The 21,991-nt window shown below is 61.0% G+C and carries 21 protein-coding genes; 19 read left to right on the forward strand and 2 right to left on the reverse strand.

The window, feature by feature from the left end; translation table 11 throughout:
• Window positions 1–223: 223 nt before the first annotated feature.
• Window positions 224–766 carry a glutathione peroxidase gene (locus IFT59_RS02270; RefSeq protein WP_192085986.1) on the forward strand — a complete coding sequence of 181 codons (543 nt, stop codon included), beginning with the start codon at window positions 224–226 and terminating at the stop codon, window positions 764–766.
• An 82-nt stretch (window positions 767–848) separates the two neighbouring features.
• Here IFT59_RS02270 and IFT59_RS02275 read toward each other — a convergent pair whose 3' ends face one another.
• Window positions 849–1,610: a TerC family protein gene (locus tag IFT59_RS02275; protein WP_062461215.1), complete on the reverse strand. Its 762-nt coding sequence runs from the start codon at window positions 1,608–1,610 to the stop codon at window positions 849–851.
• Between the two features lie 98 nt (window positions 1,611–1,708).
• Window positions 1,709–2,413: a TetR/AcrR family transcriptional regulator gene (locus tag IFT59_RS02280; protein WP_062461212.1), complete on the reverse strand. Its 705-nt coding sequence runs from the start codon at window positions 2,411–2,413 to the stop codon at window positions 1,709–1,711.
• Between the two features lie 135 nt (window positions 2,414–2,548).
• Here IFT59_RS02280 and IFT59_RS02285 point away from each other — a divergent pair, with 135 nt between their 5' ends.
• The 18 genes from IFT59_RS02285 (at window position 2,549) to IFT59_RS02370 (ending at window position 21,979) form a co-directional block, all read left to right on the forward strand.
• The gene (locus IFT59_RS02285; RefSeq protein WP_192085987.1) at window positions 2,549–3,748 is read left to right on the forward strand and encodes an HlyD family secretion protein; all 1,200 of its coding nucleotides are present in this window, start codon (window positions 2,549–2,551) and stop codon (window positions 3,746–3,748) included.
• A 43-nt stretch (window positions 3,749–3,791) separates the two neighbouring features.
• Window positions 3,792–5,405 carry a DHA2 family efflux MFS transporter permease subunit gene (locus IFT59_RS02290; protein WP_192085988.1) on the forward strand — a complete coding sequence of 538 codons (1,614 nt, stop codon included), beginning with the start codon at window positions 3,792–3,794 and terminating at the stop codon, window positions 5,403–5,405.
• A gap of 158 nt (window positions 5,406–5,563) precedes the next feature.
• Window positions 5,564–6,589 (forward strand): LacI family DNA-binding transcriptional regulator, encoded by a 1,026-nt coding sequence (locus IFT59_RS02295; protein ID WP_192085989.1) that lies wholly within the window; start codon window positions 5,564–5,566, stop codon window positions 6,587–6,589.
• Window positions 6,590–6,686: 97 nt separating this feature from the next.
• The gene (gene xylB, locus IFT59_RS02300) at window positions 6,687–8,141 is read left to right on the forward strand and encodes a xylulokinase (RefSeq protein WP_192085990.1); all 1,455 of its coding nucleotides are present in this window, start codon (window positions 6,687–6,689) and stop codon (window positions 8,139–8,141) included.
• 133 nt (window positions 8,142–8,274) lie between these two features.
• Window positions 8,275–9,585, forward strand: a complete 1,311-nt coding sequence (xylA, locus tag IFT59_RS02305; protein ID WP_184654438.1) for a xylose isomerase — start codon at window positions 8,275–8,277, stop codon at window positions 9,583–9,585.
• A gap of 215 nt (window positions 9,586–9,800) precedes the next feature.
• Window positions 9,801–9,896: a pyrroloquinoline quinone precursor peptide PqqA gene (gene pqqA / locus IFT59_RS02310; protein WP_062461193.1), complete on the forward strand. Its 96-nt coding sequence runs from the start codon at window positions 9,801–9,803 to the stop codon at window positions 9,894–9,896.
• Window positions 9,897–9,916: 20 nt separating this feature from the next.
• Window positions 9,917–10,831, forward strand: coding sequence for a pyrroloquinoline quinone biosynthesis protein PqqB (pqqB, locus tag IFT59_RS02315; RefSeq protein ID WP_249407462.1), 915 nt, complete (start codon window positions 9,917–9,919; stop codon window positions 10,829–10,831).
• Window positions 10,803–11,627: a pyrroloquinoline-quinone synthase PqqC gene (pqqC, locus tag IFT59_RS02320; protein ID WP_192085992.1), complete on the forward strand. Its 825-nt coding sequence runs from the start codon at window positions 10,803–10,805 to the stop codon at window positions 11,625–11,627. The genes pqqB and pqqC overlap by 29 nt, the downstream gene beginning before the upstream one ends.
• The gene (pqqD, locus tag IFT59_RS02325; protein ID WP_192085993.1) at window positions 11,624–11,923 is read left to right on the forward strand and encodes a pyrroloquinoline quinone biosynthesis peptide chaperone PqqD; all 300 of its coding nucleotides are present in this window, start codon (window positions 11,624–11,626) and stop codon (window positions 11,921–11,923) included. Before pqqC ends, pqqD begins: the two co-directional genes overlap by 4 nt.
• Before the next feature lie 86 nt (window positions 11,924–12,009).
• Window positions 12,010–13,089 carry a pyrroloquinoline quinone biosynthesis protein PqqE gene (gene pqqE / locus IFT59_RS02330; RefSeq protein WP_342366092.1) on the forward strand — a complete coding sequence of 360 codons (1,080 nt, stop codon included), beginning with the start codon at window positions 12,010–12,012 and terminating at the stop codon, window positions 13,087–13,089.
• Window positions 13,090–13,280: 191 nt separating this feature from the next.
• Complete coding sequence (locus tag IFT59_RS02335; protein ID WP_192085994.1) at window positions 13,281–14,810, forward strand: sugar ABC transporter ATP-binding protein; 1,530 nt, start codon at window positions 13,281–13,283, stop codon at window positions 14,808–14,810.
• The gene (locus tag IFT59_RS02340; protein ID WP_062461179.1) at window positions 14,807–15,805 is read left to right on the forward strand and encodes an ABC transporter permease; all 999 of its coding nucleotides are present in this window, start codon (window positions 14,807–14,809) and stop codon (window positions 15,803–15,805) included. The genes IFT59_RS02335 and IFT59_RS02340 overlap by 4 nt, the downstream gene beginning before the upstream one ends.
• 234 nt (window positions 15,806–16,039) lie before the next feature.
• Window positions 16,040–17,005 (forward strand): substrate-binding domain-containing protein, encoded by a 966-nt coding sequence (locus tag IFT59_RS02345; protein WP_062582095.1) that lies wholly within the window; start codon window positions 16,040–16,042, stop codon window positions 17,003–17,005.
• A 229-nt stretch (window positions 17,006–17,234) separates the two neighbouring features.
• Window positions 17,235–18,290 carry a sugar phosphate isomerase/epimerase family protein gene (locus IFT59_RS02350; protein ID WP_062461174.1) on the forward strand — a complete coding sequence of 352 codons (1,056 nt, stop codon included), beginning with the start codon at window positions 17,235–17,237 and terminating at the stop codon, window positions 18,288–18,290.
• Window positions 18,291–18,440: 150 nt separating this feature from the next.
• On the forward strand, window positions 18,441–19,628 hold the full coding sequence (locus IFT59_RS02355; RefSeq protein WP_192085995.1) for a Gfo/Idh/MocA family protein: 1,188 nt from the start codon (window positions 18,441–18,443) through the stop codon (window positions 19,626–19,628).
• A 289-nt stretch (window positions 19,629–19,917) separates the two neighbouring features.
• Entirely contained in the window at window positions 19,918–20,169 is a 252-nt protein-coding gene (locus IFT59_RS02360; protein WP_092659709.1) for a type II toxin-antitoxin system Phd/YefM family antitoxin, read from the forward strand.
• Between the two features lies 1 nt (window position 20,170).
• A complete protein-coding gene (locus IFT59_RS02365; protein ID WP_062461172.1) occupies window positions 20,171–20,443 on the forward strand; it encodes a Txe/YoeB family addiction module toxin in 273 nt (90 codons plus the stop codon).
• Window positions 20,444–20,602: 159 nt separating this feature from the next.
• The gene (locus IFT59_RS02370) at window positions 20,603–21,979 is read left to right on the forward strand and encodes a GH1 family beta-glucosidase (protein WP_192085996.1); all 1,377 of its coding nucleotides are present in this window, start codon (window positions 20,603–20,605) and stop codon (window positions 21,977–21,979) included.
• Window positions 21,980–21,991 lie beyond the last annotated feature (12 nt).

A 21,991-nucleotide genomic window follows, 5' to 3' on the forward strand; every position in this document is an offset into this window, starting at 1 on the left:
GGAAATGGGATGCAGCGAGAGGCGATGATCGGCGTAGTGATAAGATCGTGCCCTAGAATGCCCCAGTGCCACAAATGTTGCAAAGTCTGATGACGTTTCGCAAAAGGCGTCTATCGCCGCTCAGGGCGTGTCTGCTGGACAAACCGTGGTGGACGAATAAGTAGACGATATCAACTGCAGTTGTTTGCGCCAATTCCCCTGCGCCAAAGCCCCCGGAGCCGTCATGACCGATATCCTTGCCATCCCCGTCAAGCTTGCCGACGGCCGGAACACGACGCTTGCCGAATACCGTGGAAAAGTCATGCTGGTGGTCAACGTCGCCTCCAAATGCGGCCTGACCACGCAGTATGAAGGGTTGGAAAAACTCTACGAGCAAAAGCGGGACAGAGGCTTTGTCATCGTAGCCTTCCCGGCCAACGACTTCATGGGGCAGGAGCCCGGTTCGGATACGGAGATCGTCGAATTCTGCCAGCTGACCTACGACGTGAAGTTTCCGATCTTCTCAAAGATTTCCGTCAAGGGCGATGCCAAGCATCCGCTCTACAAGGCGCTGACCGCAGATCCGGTGCCCACCACCGGCGACGGTCCGATGAAGGCGCGCCTGCGCGGCCGCGGCATGGACATCAAAGATGGCGAGATCGTCTGGAATTTCGAAAAGTTTCTGATCGGACGCGATGGCCGGATCAAGGCACGCTTCGCGCCTGACGTGACCGCAGACGATAACCGGCTGCTCGAAGCGCTGGACCGGGAACTGTCCGAGCGGTGATCCGCCGGGACCAGGCGTTTGGACTGAACACAAAAAAGGGCGCCTCGCGGGCGCCCTTTGCGTGTCGATGTTTGTAGCAACGTCAATGCAGCGTGCCGGAGGCCTTTTTCTTGGCGCGGGCGCCTTTCGCGAACATGTTGAGGGCCTCGACGCCGGCCGAGAAGGCCATGGCGGCGTAGATATAGCCCTTCGGAACGTGCACGCCGAAGCCTTCGACGATCAAGGTGCCGCCGATCATCAGCAGGAAGGCGAGAGCCAGCATGACGATGGTCGGGTTTCTCTCGATGAAGTTGGCAAGCGGGGTTGCTGCCAGAAGCATCACGGTGACAGCGGCGACGACGGCCACGATCATGATCGGCAGATGCGGCGTCATGCCGACTGCGGTGATGATGCTGTCGATCGAGAAAACCAGGTCGAGGATCAGGATCTGCACGATGGCGGCGCTGAAGCTCATCTGCACGACTTCCTTGCCGGCGCCGACCATGTCTTCCTTGTTGTCGACCACATCCACGGAATGGTGGATTTCCTTGGTCGCCTTGTAAACGAGGAACAGACCACCGGCGATCAGGATCATGTCCTTCCAGGAGAAGGGGTGACCGAAGGCTTCAAAGACCGGATTGGTAAGCTGAACGATCCAGGCAACGGTGCCGAGCAGACCAAGACGCATGACCAGCGCCAGGCCGATACCGATCTTGCGTGCCTTTTCCCGATGCTCAGGTGGCAGCTTGTTGGTGAGGATGGAGATGAAGATCAGGTTGTCGATGCCAAGCACCACTTCCATGACCACAAGTGTAACGAGCGCTACCCAGGCCGTCGGGTCTGCTACCAGCGCTGCAATGTCCATCCATCTCTCCTGTTTTCAATCAAAGGGCGCAATTTCCCGCCGCATTTGGGGATCGACCCATTAAAAACAAGAGTAGGTTGAATATGGACCGACCAGAATCAGGCGGAATCAGCCCCATTATCGATCACGGGTTTGTTATGACAACCGTAGGCCGCCATGAAAACGCGGACTGCACCTTGGATGGTCCGGTGGATTTCCTCGTCTGACGGGGCGTCTTCCATGGACCCGAACAGACGAACCTTGAAATAGCCGCCGCTAACGAGGTCGATATACTGGCCTGCGGCAAGTTCGATATCGTCGATATTCAGCCTGCCGGCCTCGACGTGGAGGGCGAGAAAGTCGCGCATCACTGTGCGCAGGTTTTCGGGTCCGCGGAAAAAGCGCCGACACAGGTCCGGCATACGCTCGCGGACGCCAAGCACGGTCCGCATCGCGGTGATGATTTTCTCTTCCGTCATGTGGCTGAGGAACGAGACGCCAAAATCGTAGAGGCTCTTTTCCACGTTGCCGTTGGTCGACAGAACGGACCGAACAGTGGCGAGGAAGGCGGCGCGCTCCTGTTCCACCATGGCGACGAACAGATCTTCCTTGTTCTGGAAGTAGACGTAGATCGTTCCCTTCGAAACGCCGGCCTCGCGCGTGATGTCGTTCATGCTTGCGGCTTCGAACCCAAGCTTCATGAAAACCCGCGTCGCGCCTTCCATGATCTGGCTGCGCTTGGCTGGATCCTCGCCCGCAGCAAAACGCCCTGCAGTGCGGGGGGACGTGTCTCGCGGCGCGGATCTCTTTAACGGTTTCGGCATTATAATTCAGCATTCCGGTTTTTTTTCGAACCGATTGGTTCGATGTGGTCTTGATATGTGTGATCGAAGGCTTTATGTCAACGCTCCGAACTGATCGGTTCGATCGGTTTTCGCTTTTCAAAGATGGTTACGACAATGACGGCCTCCAAGAATGCCGGCGCGCTGCGCACCGTAAAAAACGAAGATGTGAATGCCGATGACACGGCGCGCGACGACGCGTCGCCGGCTGCCGAGAAACCTGCGGCACCTGTTGCAACGCCATCGCCCGAAGCCAAGGCCGACGCACCGGCAAAGAAGGGCAAGCGTGGCCTTATCCTGCCGATCATCGTGCTGGCGCTGCTCGCCGGTGGCGGCTGGTATGGATATCAGTGGTGGACGACGGGCCGGTTCATGGTGTCGACGGACGATGCCTATCTCGAAGGCGATATTGCCACGATTTCCCCAAAGGTCACGGCTTTCGTTTCGAAAGTGAATGTCGCCGCCAACCAGCAGGTCAAGGCCGGCGATGTGCTGGCGACGCTCGACAATGGCGATTACCAGAACGCGCTTGATCAGGCCAATGCCGCCATCGAAACCGGCAAGCTGTCGCTGACCCGCATCGACGCACAGGTCGAAGGTGCGCAGGCAACCCTTGCCCAGGCGCAGGCCTCCAAGGTTGCACTGCAGGCAGCGGTCCGCGGTGCCGAGATCACGCTCAAGCGCCAGACCGAGCTTGCCGCCAAGTCGGTCGGCACGACCGCCGATCTCGACAGCGCCACGATTGCGCTCGATCAGGCCAAGGCCAACCTTGTCGGCGGCGATGCGTCGATCAAGTCGGCAGAAGCCAACATCACCATTCTTGAAGCGCAGCGCAAGGAAGCCGAAGGCCAGGTCCGGACGCTGGAACTGCAGCGCGACAAAGCGGCCCGCGACTTGTCCTTTACCGTTCTGAAGGCGCCCTATGACGGGATTGTCGGCAATCGCTCGGTGCAGGAAGGCGATCTCGTTTCGCCGGGACAGCGGCTGATGGCGCTGGTGCCGACGCGCCAGCTCTATATCGACGCCAATTTCAAGGAAACGCAGATCCAGCATCTGGAGATCGGCTCCAAGGTGGAAGTGCATGTAGATGCCTATAGCGAGGAGCCGATCATCGGGACGGTAGAATCGCTTGCGCCGGCTTCCGGCTCGGTATTCTCGCTGCTGCCGCCGGAAAACGCGACGGGCAACTTTACCAAGATCATCCAGCGCGTTCCGGTCAGGATCGCCCTGCCGCAGGATGCGCTCGACAGCGGTCGTCTCAGGGCGGGTCTGAGCGTTGTCGTCGACGTGGACATCCGCACCGCACCCAAGACGTAACTGGGCTTTGGCCTAACAGCCCCATCGGGGCGGAGGTGGTCCCATGGCTGGGAGCGCAACGACAACTGCAGGATCGATATCGTCTGCTGCGCCGGCATCGGCTGCGCCAAAAGTGGACGAGAAGATGCCGACCGGCCGGCTGATCGCGTTTTTCGCGATGGTCGTCGGCATGTTCATGTCGATCCTCGACATCCAGATCGTGTCTGCCTCGCTGTCTGAAATCCAGGCGGGCCTTTCGGCAGGTTCCGACGAGATCGGCTGGGTGCAGACGTCGTATCTGATCGCCGAAGTCATCATGATCCCGCTTTCTGGCACCTTGGCGCGTATCGTCTCGACGCGCTATCTGTTTGCGTTCTCGGCTGCCGGCTTTACGGCTGCGAGCGCGCTTGCGGCGACGGCATCCAATATCGACCAGATGATCGTCTACCGCGCGATCCAGGGTTTTATCGGCGGCGGCATGATTCCATCTGTGTTTGCCGCAGCCTTCACCATTTTCCCGCCGTCGAAGCGGGCGTTCGTCTCGCCGATCATCGGGCTCATCGCGACGCTTGCGCCCACGATCGGACCAACGGTCGGCGGTTATCTCTCGAACGCGTTTTCGTGGCACTGGCTGTTTCTGGTCAACATCATTCCCGGCATCTTCGTGACGATCCTGACCTGGCGGTTCATCGACTTCGACAAGCCGGAACTGTCGCTGTTCAAGAAGTTCGACTGGTGGGGTCTTGTAGCGATGGGCGTGTTCCTCGGCGGTCTCGAGTATGTGCTGGAAGAGGGCAATTCCAACGACTGGTTCAACGACCACATGATCGTCATCGGTGCCATCGCATCGGGGCTTGGCTGCCTGGTCTTCTTCTATCGCGCCTTTACCTCGGAATTTCCCGTCGTGGACCTGACGGCGTTTACGAACCGGAACTTCGCGTTCGGCTCGATCTTCTCCTTCGTGATGGGTATCGGGCTCTACGGGCTCACCTATATCTACCCGGTCTATCTCAGCCGCATCCGCGGTTACGACAGCCAGATGATCGGCGAGACGATGTTCGTCTCGGGTCTTGCCATGTTCGTCACGGCGCCGATCGCAGGCAAGCTGTCGACCAAGATGGACCTGAGAGCGATGATGGTGATCGGTTTCATCAGCTTTGCCTCCGGCACGTATATCATGACCGGCATCACCGCCGATTGGGACTTCTACGAGCTTCTGATCCCGCAGATCCTGCGCGGTTTTGGCCTGATGATGTGCATGGTGCCGATCAATAATATCGCGCTTGGCACTTTGTCTCCGGCCCGCATCCGGGGGGCGTCCGGCCTGTTCAACCTGACCCGCAACCTTGGTGGCGCGGTGGGGCTTGCGATCATCAGCACGCTTCTGTCCAACCGCCAGGACGTGCATTACGAGCGGCTGCGCGAGCATCTCGACTGGGGCAACCGGATAGCTTCCGACCAGCTCGACTCGATGGCGTCCAATCTGAACACCTACGGTCTAGATGGCGCGACCGGCGCGATCCGGCAGATGGTGCAGCTGGTGACCAAGCAGGCCGTGGTGATGTCGTTCTCGGACGTTTTCCTGATCCTGACCGTGCTGTTTGCGATGATGATCCTCGGCGTTGCCGCCATCGAAAAGCCAGCACCCCAGGGCGGTGGGGGTGGCAGCGGCCACTGATCGCGGACTTCGCGCTTAAGATTTCAAAGAACCACCGCCTGCAGAGGGGTCGTCGCAATCCGCGGCGGCCCCTTTGCGATTCGTAAGGCGGAGCGTGATGAAATAAATCTGATTTACGTACCTCAAAAACTTGGTTACGAAGATCGGTGGAGGACCGCATGAAGCCAACCGTACACGATATCGCGCGTAGCGCCGGCGTCAGCCTGGCGACCGTCGACCGTGTGCTCAACGGTCGGCCTGGCGTGCGGCGCATCACCCAGGAGAAGGTCGAGGAGGCGATCGCCGTCCTCGGCTACGTGCGCGACGTGGCGGCTGCCAACCTTGCCAAGGGGCGGACTTACGCTTTCACTTTCGTTCTGCCGGAGAACGACAACTCGTTCATGATCGGCTTGCGCGAAGAGGTGGAGCAGGCGGTTGGTCGCTCCGGTGCCGAGCGAACCCGTATCCGCGTCGTCGACGTGCCGCCTTTCGACGGGCAGGCCTTGTCGACCATGCTGGACGGCGTGCTTGCCGACAGGCCTGACGGCGTCGCGTTCGTGGCGGTGGAAAGTAGCGACGTGCAGGCCGCAGTCGCAAGGCTGCGGGAGGCGGGCATCGCCGTCGTGACGCTGGTGTCGGATCTGCCGGGCTCGCAGCGGCACCATTTCGCCGGGATCGACAACCACGCGGCCGGGCGCACCGCTGCCAATCTCCTCGGAAGGTTTCTCAGCGGTCGCGACGGGCGGGTGGCGATGGTTGCCGGATCGATGCTGGTGCGCGATCACCGCGAGCGGCTGGAAGGGTTTCTGTCCGTGCTATCGGAGGATTTTCCGCGGCTTGCGATCCTTCCGGTGATCGAAGCGCGCGACGATCCTGCTATTGCCGAGGAGCTGGTGACGGCCCTGTTTCGCCGCTATCCGGATGTGATCGGGCTCTACAGTCTCGGCGCCGGCAATCGCGGCATTCTGAAGGCTGTGCGCAGCCTGCCGGAAGCGCGAAGGCCTGTGATCATCGCGCATGAGCTGACGCGATCGACGCGGGCAGCGCTTGCCGACGGTGTCGTCGATGCGGTGCTGAACCAGGATGCGGGCCATGAAGTGCGCAGCGCCATAAGGGTGCTGAAGGCGAAGGCGGACGGGCTTCCCGTGATCGCCGCACAGGAGCGCATTCGTATCGACATATTCTTGAAGGATAACCTGCCCTGACGGGCAATCGTGCTCCGGACCATTTCAAGCGGACCGAACACGACGTGTGACGAAACAAAGATCTGCCGAAACGCGGCAGCAACAGGAGAAGGCAAGCATGTATCTCGGTCTCGATCTGGGCACTTCCGGCGTCAAGGCGATGCTGATCGACGGCGATCAGACGATCATCGGCTCGGGGAACGGGACGCTCGACGTATCGCGCCCGCATTCCGGTTGGTCGGAACAGGAGCCGGCTCACTGGATCCGCGCCTGCGAAGAGGCGATCGACGGGCTGAAGGCGAAGTTTCCCAAGGAGCTTGCCGCAGTCAAGGGCATCGGCCTTTCCGGCCAGATGCATGGCGCGACGCTGCTTGATGCCGACGACAAGGTGCTGCGGCCCTGCATTCTCTGGAACGACACCCGCTCCTTTAAGGAGGCAGCGGCGCTCGATGCGGATCCGCGTTTCCGGGCCATCACCGGCAATATCGTGTTTCCGGGGTTTACCGCGCCGAAGCTTGCCTGGGTGAAGAACAACGAGCCGGAGATCTTTGCGAAGGTCGCCAAGGTTCTGCTGCCCAAGGATTACCTGCGGCTATGGCTGACGGGTGAACACATTTCGGAAATGTCCGATTCGGCCGGCACGTCCTGGCTCGATACGGGCGCGCGCAAGTGGTCATCGGAACTCTTGGCAGCGACCGATCTTACCGAGGATCAGATGCCGTCGTTGGTCGAGGGCACCGAGGAAGCCGGTCGCCTGCGGGGCGAGCTGAAATCGAAATGGGGGATTGCCGGCGATGTCGTGGTGGCCGGTGGGGCCGGCGACAATGCGGCGTCTGCCTGCGGCATGGGCACGGTCGCCGAGGGAAATGCGTTCGTCTCGCTGGGAACATCCGGCGTGCTGTTTGCCGCCAACGCCTCCTATCTGCCGAAGCCGGAAAGTGCCGTACATGCGTTCTGCCACGCGCTGCCGACGACCTGGCACCAGATGGGCGTCATCCTGTCGGCCACGGATGCGCTCAACTGGCATTCGAAAGTGTCCGGCAAGCCTGCTGCCGATCTGGTTGCCGAGCTTGGCGAAGGCCTCAAGGCCCCGACCGGCGTCACCTTCTTGCCCTACCTTTCCGGCGAGCGCACGCCGCATAACGATGCCGTCATTCGCGGTGCCTTTCTCGGGCTAGAACATGAGAGCAGCCGTGCGGTGCTGACCCAGGCGGTGCTGGAAGGCGTGACCTTTGCGATCCGCGACAATCTCGAAGCGCTGAAATCGGCGGGAACCTCGATCTCCCGCGTGACCGCGATCGGCGGCGGTTCGCGCTCGCGCTACTGGCTGTCGTCGATTGCGACCTCGCTTGGCGTTCCCGTGGATATTCCGGCCGACGGCGATTTCGGTGCGGCGTTTGGCGCGGCCCGGCTCGGACTGATCGCGGCAACCGGTGCCGATCCGGTTGCCGTTTGCTCCGCTCCCAAAACGGAAGCGGTGATCGAACCGGAAGCTGGCCTTCACGGCGCCTATGAGGCGGCATACCAGCGCTACCGGGCTGCCTATCCTGCAATTCGCGGCTTGATGAACTAACCGGCAAAGGGGAGGAGACATCTCCTCCCCCCAAGTCGGGCAACTCGAACCACGCTTTACCGGCTATAGTGAGGTACGTACCTCACCGTGGCGCATTTACCAGAACCAAGTTTCTACCAAGGAGGAAACCACCATGAGCACAGGCTTTTTCGGCGATATCACCAAGATCAAGTACGAAGGTCCTGACAGCACCAATCCGCTGGCATTCCGGCACTACAACCCGGATGAAATGGTCGGCGGCAAGCGGATGGAAGAGCATCTGCGGTTTGCCGTTGCCTATTGGCACACGTTCACATGGCCGGGCGGCGATCCCTTCGGCGGCCAGACATTCGAGCGTCCGTGGTTCGACGACAGCATGCAGGCAGCCAAGCTGAAGGCGGATGTTGCCTTCGAATTCTTCGATCTGCTCGGGTCGCCTTACTACTGCTTCCACGATGCGGATGTGCGTCCTGAAGGCGCAAACTTTGCGGAAAACACGAAGAACCTCAACGAGATCGTCGACTACTTCGAAAAGAAGCAGGCCGAGACCGGCGTGAAGCTTCTGTGGGGCACGGCGAACCTGTTTTCGCATCGCCGTTACATGTCCGGCGCTGCTACCAATCCCGATCCCGACGTGTTTGCCTTTTCGGCGGCGACCGTCAAAACCTGCCTGGACGCCACCAAGCGTCTCGGCGGTGCGAACTATGTCCTGTGGGGCGGTCGCGAGGGTTACGAGACGATCCTCAATACCGATTTCACCCGCGAGCTCGACCAGATGGGCCGCTTCCTCAACCTGGTCGTCGAATACAAGTACAAGATCGGCTTTGAAGGTACGATCCTGATCGAGCCGAAGCCGCAGGAGCCGACGAAGCACCAGTACGACTACGACGTTTCCACCGTCTATGCCTTCCTGCAGAAGCACGGGCTGGACAAGGAAGTGAAGGTCAATATCGAGCAGGGCCACGCGGTTCTTGCCGGCCATTCCTTCGAGCACGAGATCGCGATGGCGAACACGTTCGGCATTTTCGGCTCGATCGACATGAACCGCAACGACTACCAGTCGGGCTGGGATACGGACCAGTTCCCGAACAACGTGCCGGAAATGGCGCTTGCCTATTATCACGTGCTCGCAGGCGGCGGGTTCAAGAACGGCGGCACCAACTTCGATTCCAAGCTGCGCCGCCAGTCGCTCGATCCGGCAGATCTGCTGATCGGTCATATCGGCGGCATGGATTGCTGCGCCCGTGGCCTGAAGGCTGCAGCGAAGATGATCGATGACGGTGCGCTGAAGACACCGCTCGATGCACGCTACGAAAAGTGGGACAGCCCGGAGGCGCAAAAGATGCTGCGCGGCGAGTACAAGCTCGACGAAATCGCTGCCCGCGTCGAGAAGGAAGGGATCAATCCCGAGCCGAAGTCCGGACGCCAGGAATATCTCGAAAACGTGATAAACCGCTACGTCTGATCAACGCTACCCCATCGTGCTGTGACAAAGCTGTGAACGGCCCCGAAATGCTGACCTTCAGCGCAACATTTCGGGGCTGGAAACGTTTGATCCCGTGCTTATGTTAAGGCTTGGCGAACGGGATCATCCTGCGACCCTTTCAAACGTGAGTTCTGCCGAGGCCTCGGTCGCGAAAGCGGTCGGCAAAGGCCTCCAACGACACGAAGGAGAATGACATGAAGTGGACTGCACCTAAGTTTGTCGAAGTAAGCTGCGGCATGGAAATCAACCGTTACGCACCTGCAGACGGCAGCGAGCCGGTTCTGTTTTAATTATGAAGAGCACGGGACCCATGACCGGTCTCCGGTTTCTGGTGCTCGGCTCTGCAGCCGGCGGCGGATTACCGCAGTGGAACTGCAATTGTTCCAACTGCGCCGCCGCCCGCGATCCGTCTTCGGGACTTCAGCCGCAGACGCAGTCGTCGCTCGCCGTCAGTATTGACGGAGAGACCTGGGCGATCTTCAACGCCTCGCCGGATATTGGACAGCAAATCCAGCAGACGCTGCAGCTTCATCCGAAAGCACTCCGCCACAGCCCGATCGCAAGCGTCGTCATCACCAATGCCGATGTGGATCATATCGGCGGTCTCCTGACGATCCGCGAGAAGCAGGCGTTTTCGCTGTTTTCGACGGCCGCGATCGGCTCGGTGCTCGATGCGAGCCCTGTCTTCCGGGTGCTCGATCCTGATTTCGTGGCGCGCAAGACGATCCGTCTTGACGAGGATTTTTCACCGCTCGACGGGCTAGAGGCACGCATTTTCGCGGTGCCGGGCAAGGTTGCCTTGTTTCTCGAGGATGGCGAGCCTGAGCTTGGTCTCGAAGGCGAGCAGACAATCGGCGTCGAATTCGTGGCAAACGGCAAGCGAGCCTACTATATTCCGGGCTGTGCGACGCTGCCGGACTGGCTTTGCGACCGCATCCGCGGCGCCGACCTCGTGTTCTTCGACGGCACCGTGTTTACCGATGACGAGATGATCCGCGTCGGTACCGGCATCAAGACCGGGCAGCGCATGGGGCACATGCCGATTACTGGCGACGACGCCGGGGGCGGCAGCCTCGAAGCGCTGTCGAAACTTGGCATAGGCCGCATGGTCTATGTCCATATCAACAATACGAACCCGATCTGGCGCCAAGGCCCGGAGCGGGACGCGGTCACAGATGCCGGCTTCGAAGTCGGCCATGACGGCATGGAGATCGAACTTGCCTGACGCCCTGAAGCTTGCCCTGAACAGAACCGATTTTGAAGCCCGGCTGCGCGCCATCGGTGCTGCGCGCTATCACGACAAGCATCCGTTTCACGGCATGCTGCATGGTGGCGGTTGCTCGATGACGCAGGTGCGCGCCTGGGTGATCAACCGCTTCTACTACCAGAGCCGCATTCCGCTGAAGGATGCCGCTTTCATGTCTCGCTGCGAGGACATCTCGATCCGGCGGGCCTGGCGCAAGCGGATCGAGGATCATGACGGCGGCCGGGAAGAGGGCGGCGGTATCCGGCGCTGGCTGAAGCTTGCCGAAGCGGTCGGGCTTGATCCGGATTACGTCGAATCAACCCGGGGCGTTCTGCCGGGCACGCGGTTTGCCTGCGACGCCTATGTGCGTTTCGTGCGCGACATGCCGATGCTCGATGCGGTTGCCGCTTCGCTGACCGAGCTTTTTGCGCCGACGATCCACAAGAACCGCATTGCCGGACTGCTCGAGCATTACGCGTTTGCCAATGAGGACGCGCTCTCCTATTTCCGCAAGCGGCTGGACGAGGCGCCGGTCGATGTCGCCTTCGGGCTCAACTACGTGCTCGACCATGCGGACACGCTGGAAAAGCAGGATGCGGCTGCCGCTGCGCTGACCTTCAAGACGGATGTGCTTTGGGCGCAGCTCGATGCGTTGCAGAGCGCTTACGTATCGCCGGCACTTCTGCCGCCGGGTGGCTGGGACGGCAGGGAGGGCGTCATCGGCGCTCTCGACCAGCCGGCTCTGAGAGAACCTGTGTGGGGAGCTGCGGAATGAGCGAACCTTCCGCAGTCACCGTCACGGCGCAGACGATTGCGAAGCTTGCCCGCGGTGTGCGGCTTCGGGAAGACCCGGTGCGCGGCCAGACGGTGCTGCTTGCGCCGGAACGGGCGCTTGCGCTCGACGAGATCGCCGTGATGATCGTCAACGCGCTCGACGGCGAGCGGGATCTCGATGCAATCGCGCAGGAATTCTCCGTGAAATTCGAAGCGCCCAAGGCGCAGATCCTGGTCGACGTGATTGCTTTCGTCGACGAGTTTTCCAAGCGGCGCATGCTGGAGTTGAAATCGTGAACGAGCATGTCAGCATTGCGCGGACAAGTGCCAAGACCAGTGACAGAACGAGCGAATGGACTGACCGGGACGGCGTAACGGGTCGTATCCGCATTCCCGCACCGATCGCCATGCTCGCGGAGCTGACGCATCGCTGTCCGCTGGCTTGCCCCTATTGCTCCAATCCGCTGGAGCTGGAAGGCATCAGCACCGAGCTTTCCACGCAGGAATGGATCCGGGTGTTTCAGGAAGCAGCAGCACTTGGCGTTCTGCACCTGCATCTCTCTGGCGGCGAACCGGCGTCAAGGCGCGATCTGGTGGAACTGACGGCGGCTGCCGCCAAGGCCGGGCTTTACACCAACCTGATCACGTCCGGCATCGGCCTCAACGAAAAGCGCATCGCCGAGCTGTCCGCAGCCGGGCTCGACCATCTGCAGCTCTCGATCCAGGGCGCGACGCCTGTTCTGGCCGACAAGGTGGGTGGTTACAAAGGCGGTTACGATCGCAAGATCGCGGTCGCCGAGTGGACACATGCGGCCGGCATTCCGCTGACCGTCAACGCCGTTTGCCACAAGCAGAACATGGACGAGCTGGGCGCCATGCTGGATCTTGCCGTCGAACTCGGTGCGCGCCGCATCGAGATCGCCACCGTGCAGTTTCACGGCTGGGCCGAGAAGAACCGCAAAGCGCTGATGCCGACCAAGGAACAGGTGCTGCACGCCAACGCCTTTGTTGAAGAAGCGCGCAAACGGCTGGAAGGCATCATCGTCATCGATTACGTGCCGGCCGATCACCATTCGACTTTTCCGAAGGCCTGCATGGGCGGCTGGGGACGCACGGGTCTCAATGTGACGCCATCGGGCAAGGTTCTGCCCTGCCATGCAGCCGAAAGCATTCCGTCGCTCAACTTCGAGACCGTGCGCAACATGTCGCTGACCGACATCTGGTATGACAGCCAGGCGTTCAACGCCTATAGGGGCGATAGCTGGATGCCGGATCTCTGCCGGTCCTGCGATCGCAAGGGCGTGGATTTTGGCGGTTGCCGTTGCCAGGCGATGGCGTTGGCCGGCGACGCCGCCACCACCGACCCGGTCTGCATCCTGTCGCCAATGCGCCATCTCCTGGTCGAGCAGGCAGAGATCGACAGCCGCGCCGAGCCGCCTGAATTCGTCTATCGCGGCCGCTAACGCCACTTCCGGTGGTGTCGCGAATGTGAACGAAGCTCATGAGCTGAAACTGCTTTACGTACCTCAAATTCTTCGATAGCCTGAAATTCAGGGAGGAATTTCAGTGCATCACACCACTTGCGAGGAGGCAGGTGTTGTGGGCGTGCCGCGTTGCGGCTGCTTCACGACGCTTCTGATTTTGAGGCCGGTGCATGGTTGATGCGCCCGGGCAAACGGCTGCGCCTCTGCTCGATGCGCGCGGCCTTTCAAAGACGTTCGGCATTGTCGAAGTCCTCAAGGATATCGCGCTCACTGTTCGTGCCGGAGAGGTCCACGCGATCATCGGCGAAAACGGCGCCGGCAAATCCACCTTGATGAAGATCCTTGCCGGCAACCATCAGCCGACAAGCGGCGAACTTGCGATCGACGGGCAGGTCGTCAGCTTTTCGGGGCCGGTCGATGCGGAAAAGCATGGCATCGTGCTGGTGCATCAGGAAATCCTTCTCGCACCGGATCTGACGGTGGCGCAGAACATCTATCTCGGTCGCGAGGTTCGAAAGGGCATCGCGCTTGATGACCGGGCGATGAATGCGGGCGCAGCAGACGCGATCCGCGATCTGGGTGCCGATATCGATCCCGAGACCATCGTCTCAAGACTTTCGATCGCGCAGCGCCAGCTGGTGCAGATCGCCCGCGTGCTGCTGGTGCCGCACCGCATCGTCATCTTCGACGAGCCGACAGCGTCGCTCACGCCGCACGAAACCGAAGCGCTCCTGAAGGTCATCACCGATATCCGCGCCAAGGGCGTCGGCGTGCTCTACATCTCGCACCGGCTGCCGGAGGTAAAGGAGATCGCCGACCGCGTGACGGTGCTGCGCGACGGGCGACTGGTCGCTTCGCACCCGACAAGCGAGCTGGAACCGGCCGACATGGCGCGTCTGATGGTGGGCCGCGATGTGGCAAAGCTCTACCCGGACCGGCAGGCGGCCGTTGAGCCCGAAACGGTGCTTCAGGTGGAAGGATTCGATGTGCCGGGCTACGCGCGCGATGCCGGGTTTACCCTGCACAAGGGTGAGATCCTCGGTTTTGCCGGGCTGATCGGCGCCGGTCGCACCGAACTGATGGAAGGGCTGGTCGGACTTCGACCGGCCAAGGGCAAGGTGACGCTACGGGGCCGGCCGGTTCAGTTTACCGACGTGCATTCGAGCCTCAAGGCGGGCGTCGCCTATCTGTCCGAGGACCGTAAGGGCAAGGGCCTGCTCTTGACCAAGGACCTGACCGTCAACCTGACGCTCGCCTCGCTCGGCAAGTTCATCCGTGGCCTGCAGATCGATCGCAAGCGAGAGGCGCAGGCGCTCGACAAGGCGATCGAGGATTTCGACATCCGGACCGGCACGAAGACGATCCTCGCAGGACAGCTTTCCGGCGGCAACCAGCAGAAGTTGCTGCTTGCCAAGATGATGCTACTCGACCCTCAGGTTGTCATCATCGACGAGCCGACGCGCGGCATCGATATCGGCAACAAGGAACAGATCTACAAATTCATCGCCGCTCTGGCTGCGGAAGGGCGCTCGATCATCGTCGTCTCTTCCGAAATGCCGGAGCTGATCGGCATCTGCGACCGCATTCTGGTGATGCGCGGCGGCCGGATCGTCGGCGAAGTTCAGGGAGACCACATGACGGAAAACGAGATCGTCCAGCTTGCAACCGGTGTCAATGTCGGCGCGGGGGAGGCGGCATGAGTGCGGTCGTAACCGAGACGAAGGCGCCGAAGACTTCGCGCGACTGGGACATGGCGGCCATCGCGCCGTTTGTTGCGCTGGCGCTGCTTCTGGTGCTCGGCTATTTCGCCAACCCGAATTTCGTGTCGCTGGCCAACCTTACCAATGTCATCACCCGCAGCGCTTTTATCGCGGTGATCGCGCTTGGGGCGACCTATGTGATTTCGGCCGGGGGACTGGATCTCTCGGTCGGGGCGATGGTCGCTTTCGTCGCAAGCCTGATGATCCTGTTCATGAATTCCGGCGTGATTGCCGATCCGATGCTGATGCTGATGGCCGGCATGGCGGTGGCGCTGGTTCTGGGGGCGGCCTGCGGGCTGGCGAACGGGCTGATCACGACGCTCGGGCGGATCGAGCCGTTTATTGCGACGCTCGGCACGATGGGCATCTATCGCGGCCTGACGACCTGGCTTTCCCAGGGCGGCGCGATCACGCTCAAGGACCGGCAGTTGCAGCAGCTTTACCGGCCGGTCTATTTCGGCGACGTGTTCGGCGTGCCGATCCCGATCATCGTGATCTTCGTGACGGCGGCGCTCGCTGCCTTCGTGCTCTACCGCACCCGGTATGGCCGTCATGTGATCGCCGTCGGATCGAACGAGGAAGTGGCGCGCTATTCGGGCATTTCGGTCAACAAGGTGCGCACCATCGCCTATGTGGTGCAGGGCCTCTGCGTGGCTGTTGCTGTCATGATCTACGTGCCGCGGCTGGGATCGACGTCTGCGACGACAGGCATCCTGTGGGAGTTGCAGGCGATCACGGCCGTGGTCGTCGGCGGGACGGCACTTCGGGGCGGGGTGGGTCGCATCTGGGGCACGATCTGCGGCGCCTTCATTCTGGAAATCGTCGGCAACATCATGATCCTGTCGAACTTCGTGTCGGAATATCTGATCGGAGCGATCCAGGGCGCGATCATCATCATCGCCATGCTGGTGCAGAGGTCGCTGATGCGAAAGTAAGAGGTTGTTACGGGACCCCTCCGGCCTGCCGGCCATCTCCCCCACAAGGGGGGGAGAAGACTTGACGCAATCGCCTGCCTCGATCGAGTGTTGGCGATAGCTGCCGGGTTGAGCCCGCCCCCTTGTGGGCAGGGCGGGGAGGGGTTTCGGGTCGCGGAGACCAATGGTTTGGCCGGGCCTCTGGGGCGGGTCCGGTTTCGGGAGGATGACCCCTTAAACTCTGGGAGAGAGAACATGCATAGAAGAACATTCGGTCTTGGCGTTGCAGGTCTTGCAGCGTCGGTTGCCGCCGCACCAAGTCTCGGGCTTGCACAGGAGGCGAAGAAGGTCACGATCGGCGTGTCCATTCCGGCAGCCGACCATGGCTGGACGGCGGGCGTGGTGTTCCATGCCGAACGCGTCGCGAAACTTCTGATGGCCGAGCACAAGGGCCTCAATGTCATCGTGAAGACCTCGGCGGATCCGGCGAGCCAGGCAAACGCGGTGCAGGATCTGGCGGTGCAGGGCATCGATGCGCTCGTCATCCTGCCGAGCGATCCGGATCAGCTGGTCACCGCGATCCAGCAGGTGAAGGACGACGGCAAGTTCGTGGCGCTGGTCGACCGTGCACCATCGGTCAACGACAACACGATCCGCAATCTCTACGTGGCCGGCAACAACCCGGCGCTTGGCGAAGTAGCCGGAAAGTATATCGCCGAGAAGACGCCGGAAGCGCAGGTTGTCGTGATCCGCGGCCTGCCGATCCCGATCGACCAGCAGCGCCAGGACGGTTTCGACAAGGGGATTGCCGGTTCCAAGGTGAAGGTGCTGGAGCGCCAATACGGCAACTGGAGCCGCGACGACGCCTTCAAGGTGATGCAGGACTTCCTGACCAAGCATCAGAAGATCGATGTGGTCTGGTGCCAGGACGACGACATGGCCGTCGGTGTGCTGGAAGCGATCGAGCAGGCCAAGCGCACCGACATTCAGTATGTCGTTGGTGGTGCCGGCTCCAAGGACATGATCAAGCGCGTCATGGACGGCGACAAGATGATGCCGGTTGACGTGCTCTATCCGCCGGCGATGGTGGCAACCGCCATGCAGCTGACGGCGGCCAACTTCTACGATCAGGTCCCGGTCAGCGGCAACTATATCCTCGACGCCACGCTGGTGACGAAGGAGAATGCGCAGAACTTCTACTTCGCCGACTCGCCGTTCTGAGATCGACAAGGCGAGAGAGGGCGTTTGTCGCAGGACGCCCTCTTTCCTCGCGTCATCCCTGTGCTCGTGCCAGGGATTTAAGCCAGCCCAAGTCGCTGGGCTGAAGAAAGTTTCTCTGACCCGACGGAAATCGGGTCACTGGATTCCTGTGACAAGCACAGGAATGCCGGAGAGTTTGCGGAACGCACCGAGCCCGACATCGAGGGCGGCATATCGGAAAGGAAACACCATGAAGACGATCAAGGGTCCGGGCATTTTTCTCGGTCAGTTTGCCGGAGACAAGGCGCCGTTTGACAGCTGGGACGGCATCACCAAATGGGCGGCCGACAAGGGTTATCTCGGTGTGCAGGTGCCGACCTGGGCTGGCCAGCTGATCGACCTCAGACAAGCTGCCTCGTCGAAGGATTACTGCGACGAGTTCGCCGGTGTCGCCCGCCAGAACGGTGTCGAAGTGACCGAATTGTCCACCCATCTTCAGGGGCAGCTGGTCGCCGTGCATCCGGCCTATGATGACGCCTTCGACGGCTTCGCTGCGCCGGAAGTGCGCGGCAATCCGAAGGCACGTCAGGAATGGGCGGTCGAGCAGGTGAAGATGGCGATCACAGCCTCGAAGCATCTCGGCATCACGGCGCATGCCACCTTTTCCGGCGCGCTCGCCTGGCCCTACATCTATCCGTGGCCGCAGCGCCCGGCCGGTCTGGTCGAGACCGCCTTTGACGAGCTTGCCCGCCGCTGGACGCCGATCCTCGATCATGCGGACGAAAACGGCGTCGACGTGTGTTACGAGATCCATCCCGGTGAGGACCTGCATGACGGCGTCACGTTCGAGATGTTCCTGGAGCGGGTGAAGAACCATCCGCGCGCCAACATGCTCTACGATCCGTCGCATTACGTGCTGCAATGCCTGGATTATCTCGATAATATCGACATCTACAAAGACCGGATCAAGATGTTCCACGTCAAGGACGCGGAGTTCAATCCGACCGGGCGGCAGGGCGTCTATGGCGGCTTCCAGAGCTGGGTGAACCGGGCCGGACGGTTCCGTTCGCCGGGCGATGGTCAGGTGGATTTCGGGGCGATCTTTTCCAAGATGGCGGCCAACGATTTCGACGGCTGGGCCGTGGTCGAATGGGAATGCGCCCTGAAGCATCCCGAAGACGGAGCCCGCGAAGGCGCGGAATTCGTCAAGCACCACATCATCCGCGTGACGGAACATGCATTCGACGACTTTGCCGCCGGCGGCACGGACGAGGCGGCCAACAGGCGGATGCTGGGGCTTTCATAGAAACCCCTCCCCACAAGGGGAGGGCTTAACCTGCCGCACCCTTCGGTCATGACCCGAGACGTTGCGGAGGGGTCTCTCCCCCTTGTGGGGGAGATGGCCTGCAGGCCAGAGGGGACTTTCCCCGCAATGAATTTCCAAGGAGACATCATCGTGACCATCGAAGCCAAGGACGAACAGACACGCGCACCCCGTATCCGGCTCGGCATGGTCGGCGGCGGATCAGGTGCCTTTATCGGCGCGGTGCACCGGATGGCGGCGCGGCTGGATGACCGGTTCGAGCTTGTCGCCGGCGCGCTTTCCTCGACGGCGGAGAAATCGGCGGCATCGGGGCGGGAACTCGGGCTTGATACGGACCGAACCTACGGCTCCTATGAGGAGATGGCGAGCCGCGAGGCGGAGCGTGAGGACGGCATCGAGGCGGTGTCGATCGTGACGCCGAACCATGTTCATTTCGATGCCGCCAAAGCTTTTCTCAAGCGCGGTATCCACGTCATCTGCGACAAGCCGCTGACCTCCAACCTTGCCGACGCGAAGGCGCTCAAGCAGGTGGCTGACGAGAGCGGTGCGCTGTTTATCCTGACGCACAATTACACCGGCTATCCGATGGTGCGCCAGGCCCGCGAGATGGTCGAGAGTGGCGTTCTCGGCGATATCCGCATCGTCCAGGCGGAATATCCGCAGGACTGGCTGACCGAGGCGGTCGAACAGACCGGCGCCAAGCAGGCGGTGTGGCGTACCGATCCGGCCCAATCGGGTGCCGGCGGCTCGACCGGCGATATCGGCACGCATGCCTATAACCTTGCCTGCTTCATCACCGGCTTGAAGCTCGATAGCCTTGCCGCGGATCTAGACAGTTTCGTTGAGGGCCGCCGGCTCGACGACAATGCCCATGTCATGCTGCGCTTCACGGCAAGACACGGCGAGAAGCCGGCCAAAGGCATGCTCTGGTGTAGCCAGGTGGCGCCGGGCCACGAGAACGGCCTGAAGATCCGCGTCTACGGCACCAAGGGCGGCATCGAATGGGTGCAGGCCGATCCGAACTACCTGTGGTTCACGCCGTTCGGGCAAGAAAAGCGGCTGATCACCCGCAATGGCGCCGGTTCCGGCGCCGCTGCTGCGCGTGTCTCCCGCATTCCATCGGGTCATCCGGAAGGTTATCTCGAAGCCTTCGCGACGATCTACACCGAGGCGGCACTGGCAATCCATGCGCACCGGACGGGCGCAAAGCTGGATGATGCGGTGATTTATCCGACGGTCGACGACGGCGTGAAGGGTGTTGCGTTTGTCGAGGCGTGCGTGGAGTCGTCTCGGAACAATGGTGCTTGGGTGAAGGTGTAAAGACTGGTGGGCGGCGTCTGCCCCTCACCCTAACCCTCTCCCCGTAGACGGGGAAAGGGGACGTGGCTCGATCGGGGCAAGGCGCGTGAGGCAAAGGACCTTCTCCCCGCCTGCGGGGAGAAGGGTCCGCAGGACGCAGCCGGATGAGGGGCCTGGGGAAGAGGTGGCGGCACCCGGATAGGCGTTGGAACCCTCGCCGCGGCCGGATCTACCTCCAGTGTCAGGAGCCCAATATTGACATTTCCATTCAATCTGTACAGATATATGTACATTCTGAGAGGAGAGCATTGTGGCCCACGTTCGTTTGACCGAGTTTAGGCAGAACATTGCGACCCACTTCGACAACGTGATCGCCTCTCGCGCTCCTTTGCTGGTCACGCGTCAGGGGTCAGAGGCGTTGGTTCTGATTGCTGAGGGCGAATACGAGAGCATGCAGGAAACTCTGCACCTTCTTTCCACTCCAGCGAATTCTGATCGGCTGCGCGAGAGTATTGCGCAGCTTCGCGGAGAAGAGCTGATCGAAAAAGACCCGACTCTCTGACATGAACCTTCTCTGGACGGGAAACGCCTGGGAAGAGTACCAATACTGGCAAAGCGTCGATCAATCGATGGTCGAGAAAATCAACGAGCTGATCAGGGATACGAAGAGATCGCCCTTCAAGGGGCTTGGAAAACCGGAACCGCTGAAGGGCAGTCTCTCCGGGTTTTGGTCGAGGCGCATTCTTGGGGAGCATCGACTGGTGTATTGTGTGTCGGGTAAAGGAAGCACCCAGCAACTTCAAATCATCCAGTGCCGTTTTCACTATGAGAGATAGTATAGAGCGCACTTAAGGCGATAATCCCGAACGACATCGTCGCGCTGAACGGGTTTTCGCGCTCCAAAACCTGTACAACGGGCGGGCATTTGGGTACACGTCGCTGCTATGACGGCCGGGGTCATTGTCTCGGTCGCACCTCCATATGGCGGCATCCTGATGACTGATCCCAAAATCCTCGCAGCCCGCTTCCCGGGCGATTTCACCTTTGGCGTTGCGACCGCCGCCTACCAGATCGAGGGATCGACCAAGGCGGATGGCAGGAAGCCTTCCATCTGGGATGCGTTTTCCAACATGCCGGGGCGGGTGCATAATCGCGACAATGGCGATATTGCCTGCGATCACTACAATCGCTGGGAAGCGGATCTCGATCTGATCGCGGAGATGGGTGTTTCCGCTTACCGGTTCTCGCTGGCCTGGCCGCGGATCATTCCTGAGGGCACCGGCCGGATCAACGAGCAGGGGCTCGATTTCTATGACAAGCTGATCGACGGATTGAAGGCGCGCGGCATCAAGGCATTTGCGACCCTCTATCACTGGGACCTGCCGCTGGCGCTGATGGGCGACGGCGGATGGGCCGCGCGATCGACCGCTTATGCGTTCCAGCGCTATGCCAAGGTGGTGATGGCGCGTCTTGGGGACCGGCTGGATTCGGTTGCGACATTCAACGAGCCGTGGTGCTCTGTGTGGCTCAGCCACCTCTACGGCGAGCATGCTCCGGGCGAGCGCAACATGGAGGCGGCCCTTGCCGCCATGCACCACACCAATCTCGCGCATGGACTGGCGGTCGAAGCGATCCGGCATGTGACGCCGAACGTGCCTGTTGGTCTCGTCCTCAACGCCCATTCCGTCATTGCAGGTTCCGATAGCGCAGATGATAGCGCTGCTGCCGAGCGTGCCTTCGACTTTCACAACGGCGCGTTTTTCGGCCCGGTGTTCAAGGGCGAATATCCGGCGTCGCTGATGTCGGCGCTCGGCGATCGCATGCCGAAAGTGGAAGAGGGCGATCTTGCCGTCATCAGTCAGAAACTCGACTGGTGGGGCCTCAATTATTACACGCCGATGCGCGTTCTTGCAGATACCGCTGAGGGTGCGGAATTCCCGGCGACAAAGCCCGCGCCTTTCGTCGAAACGGCGGTGACCGATATCGGCTGGGAAATCTATGCGCCCGCCATGAAATTGCTGGTCGAGGATCTCTACCGTCGCTACGACCTGCCGGAATGCTACGTCACCGAAAATGGCGCCTGCGACAATACCGACATTGGCGCCGACGGCACGATCGATGACACGATGCGGCTCGACTACTATGTCGAACATCTCGGCGTCGTCGCGGATCTCGCCCGCGACGGTTACCCGATGAAGGGCTACTTCGCGTGGAGCCTGATGGACAATTTCGAGTGGGCCAAGGGCTATCAGATGCGGTTCGGCCTCGTCCATGTCGACTATCAGACGCAGGTTCGCACGATCAAGCAGAGCGGCAAATGGTATCGGGATCTGGCTGCAGAGTTCCCCAAGGGTAACCACGCACCGGCTTAATTTTGCGCTGCG

This window comes from Rhizobium sp. CFBP 8752 (genome assembly GCF_014842035.1).
Taxonomy (GTDB): Bacteria; Pseudomonadota; Alphaproteobacteria; order Rhizobiales; family Rhizobiaceae; genus Neorhizobium; species Neorhizobium soli.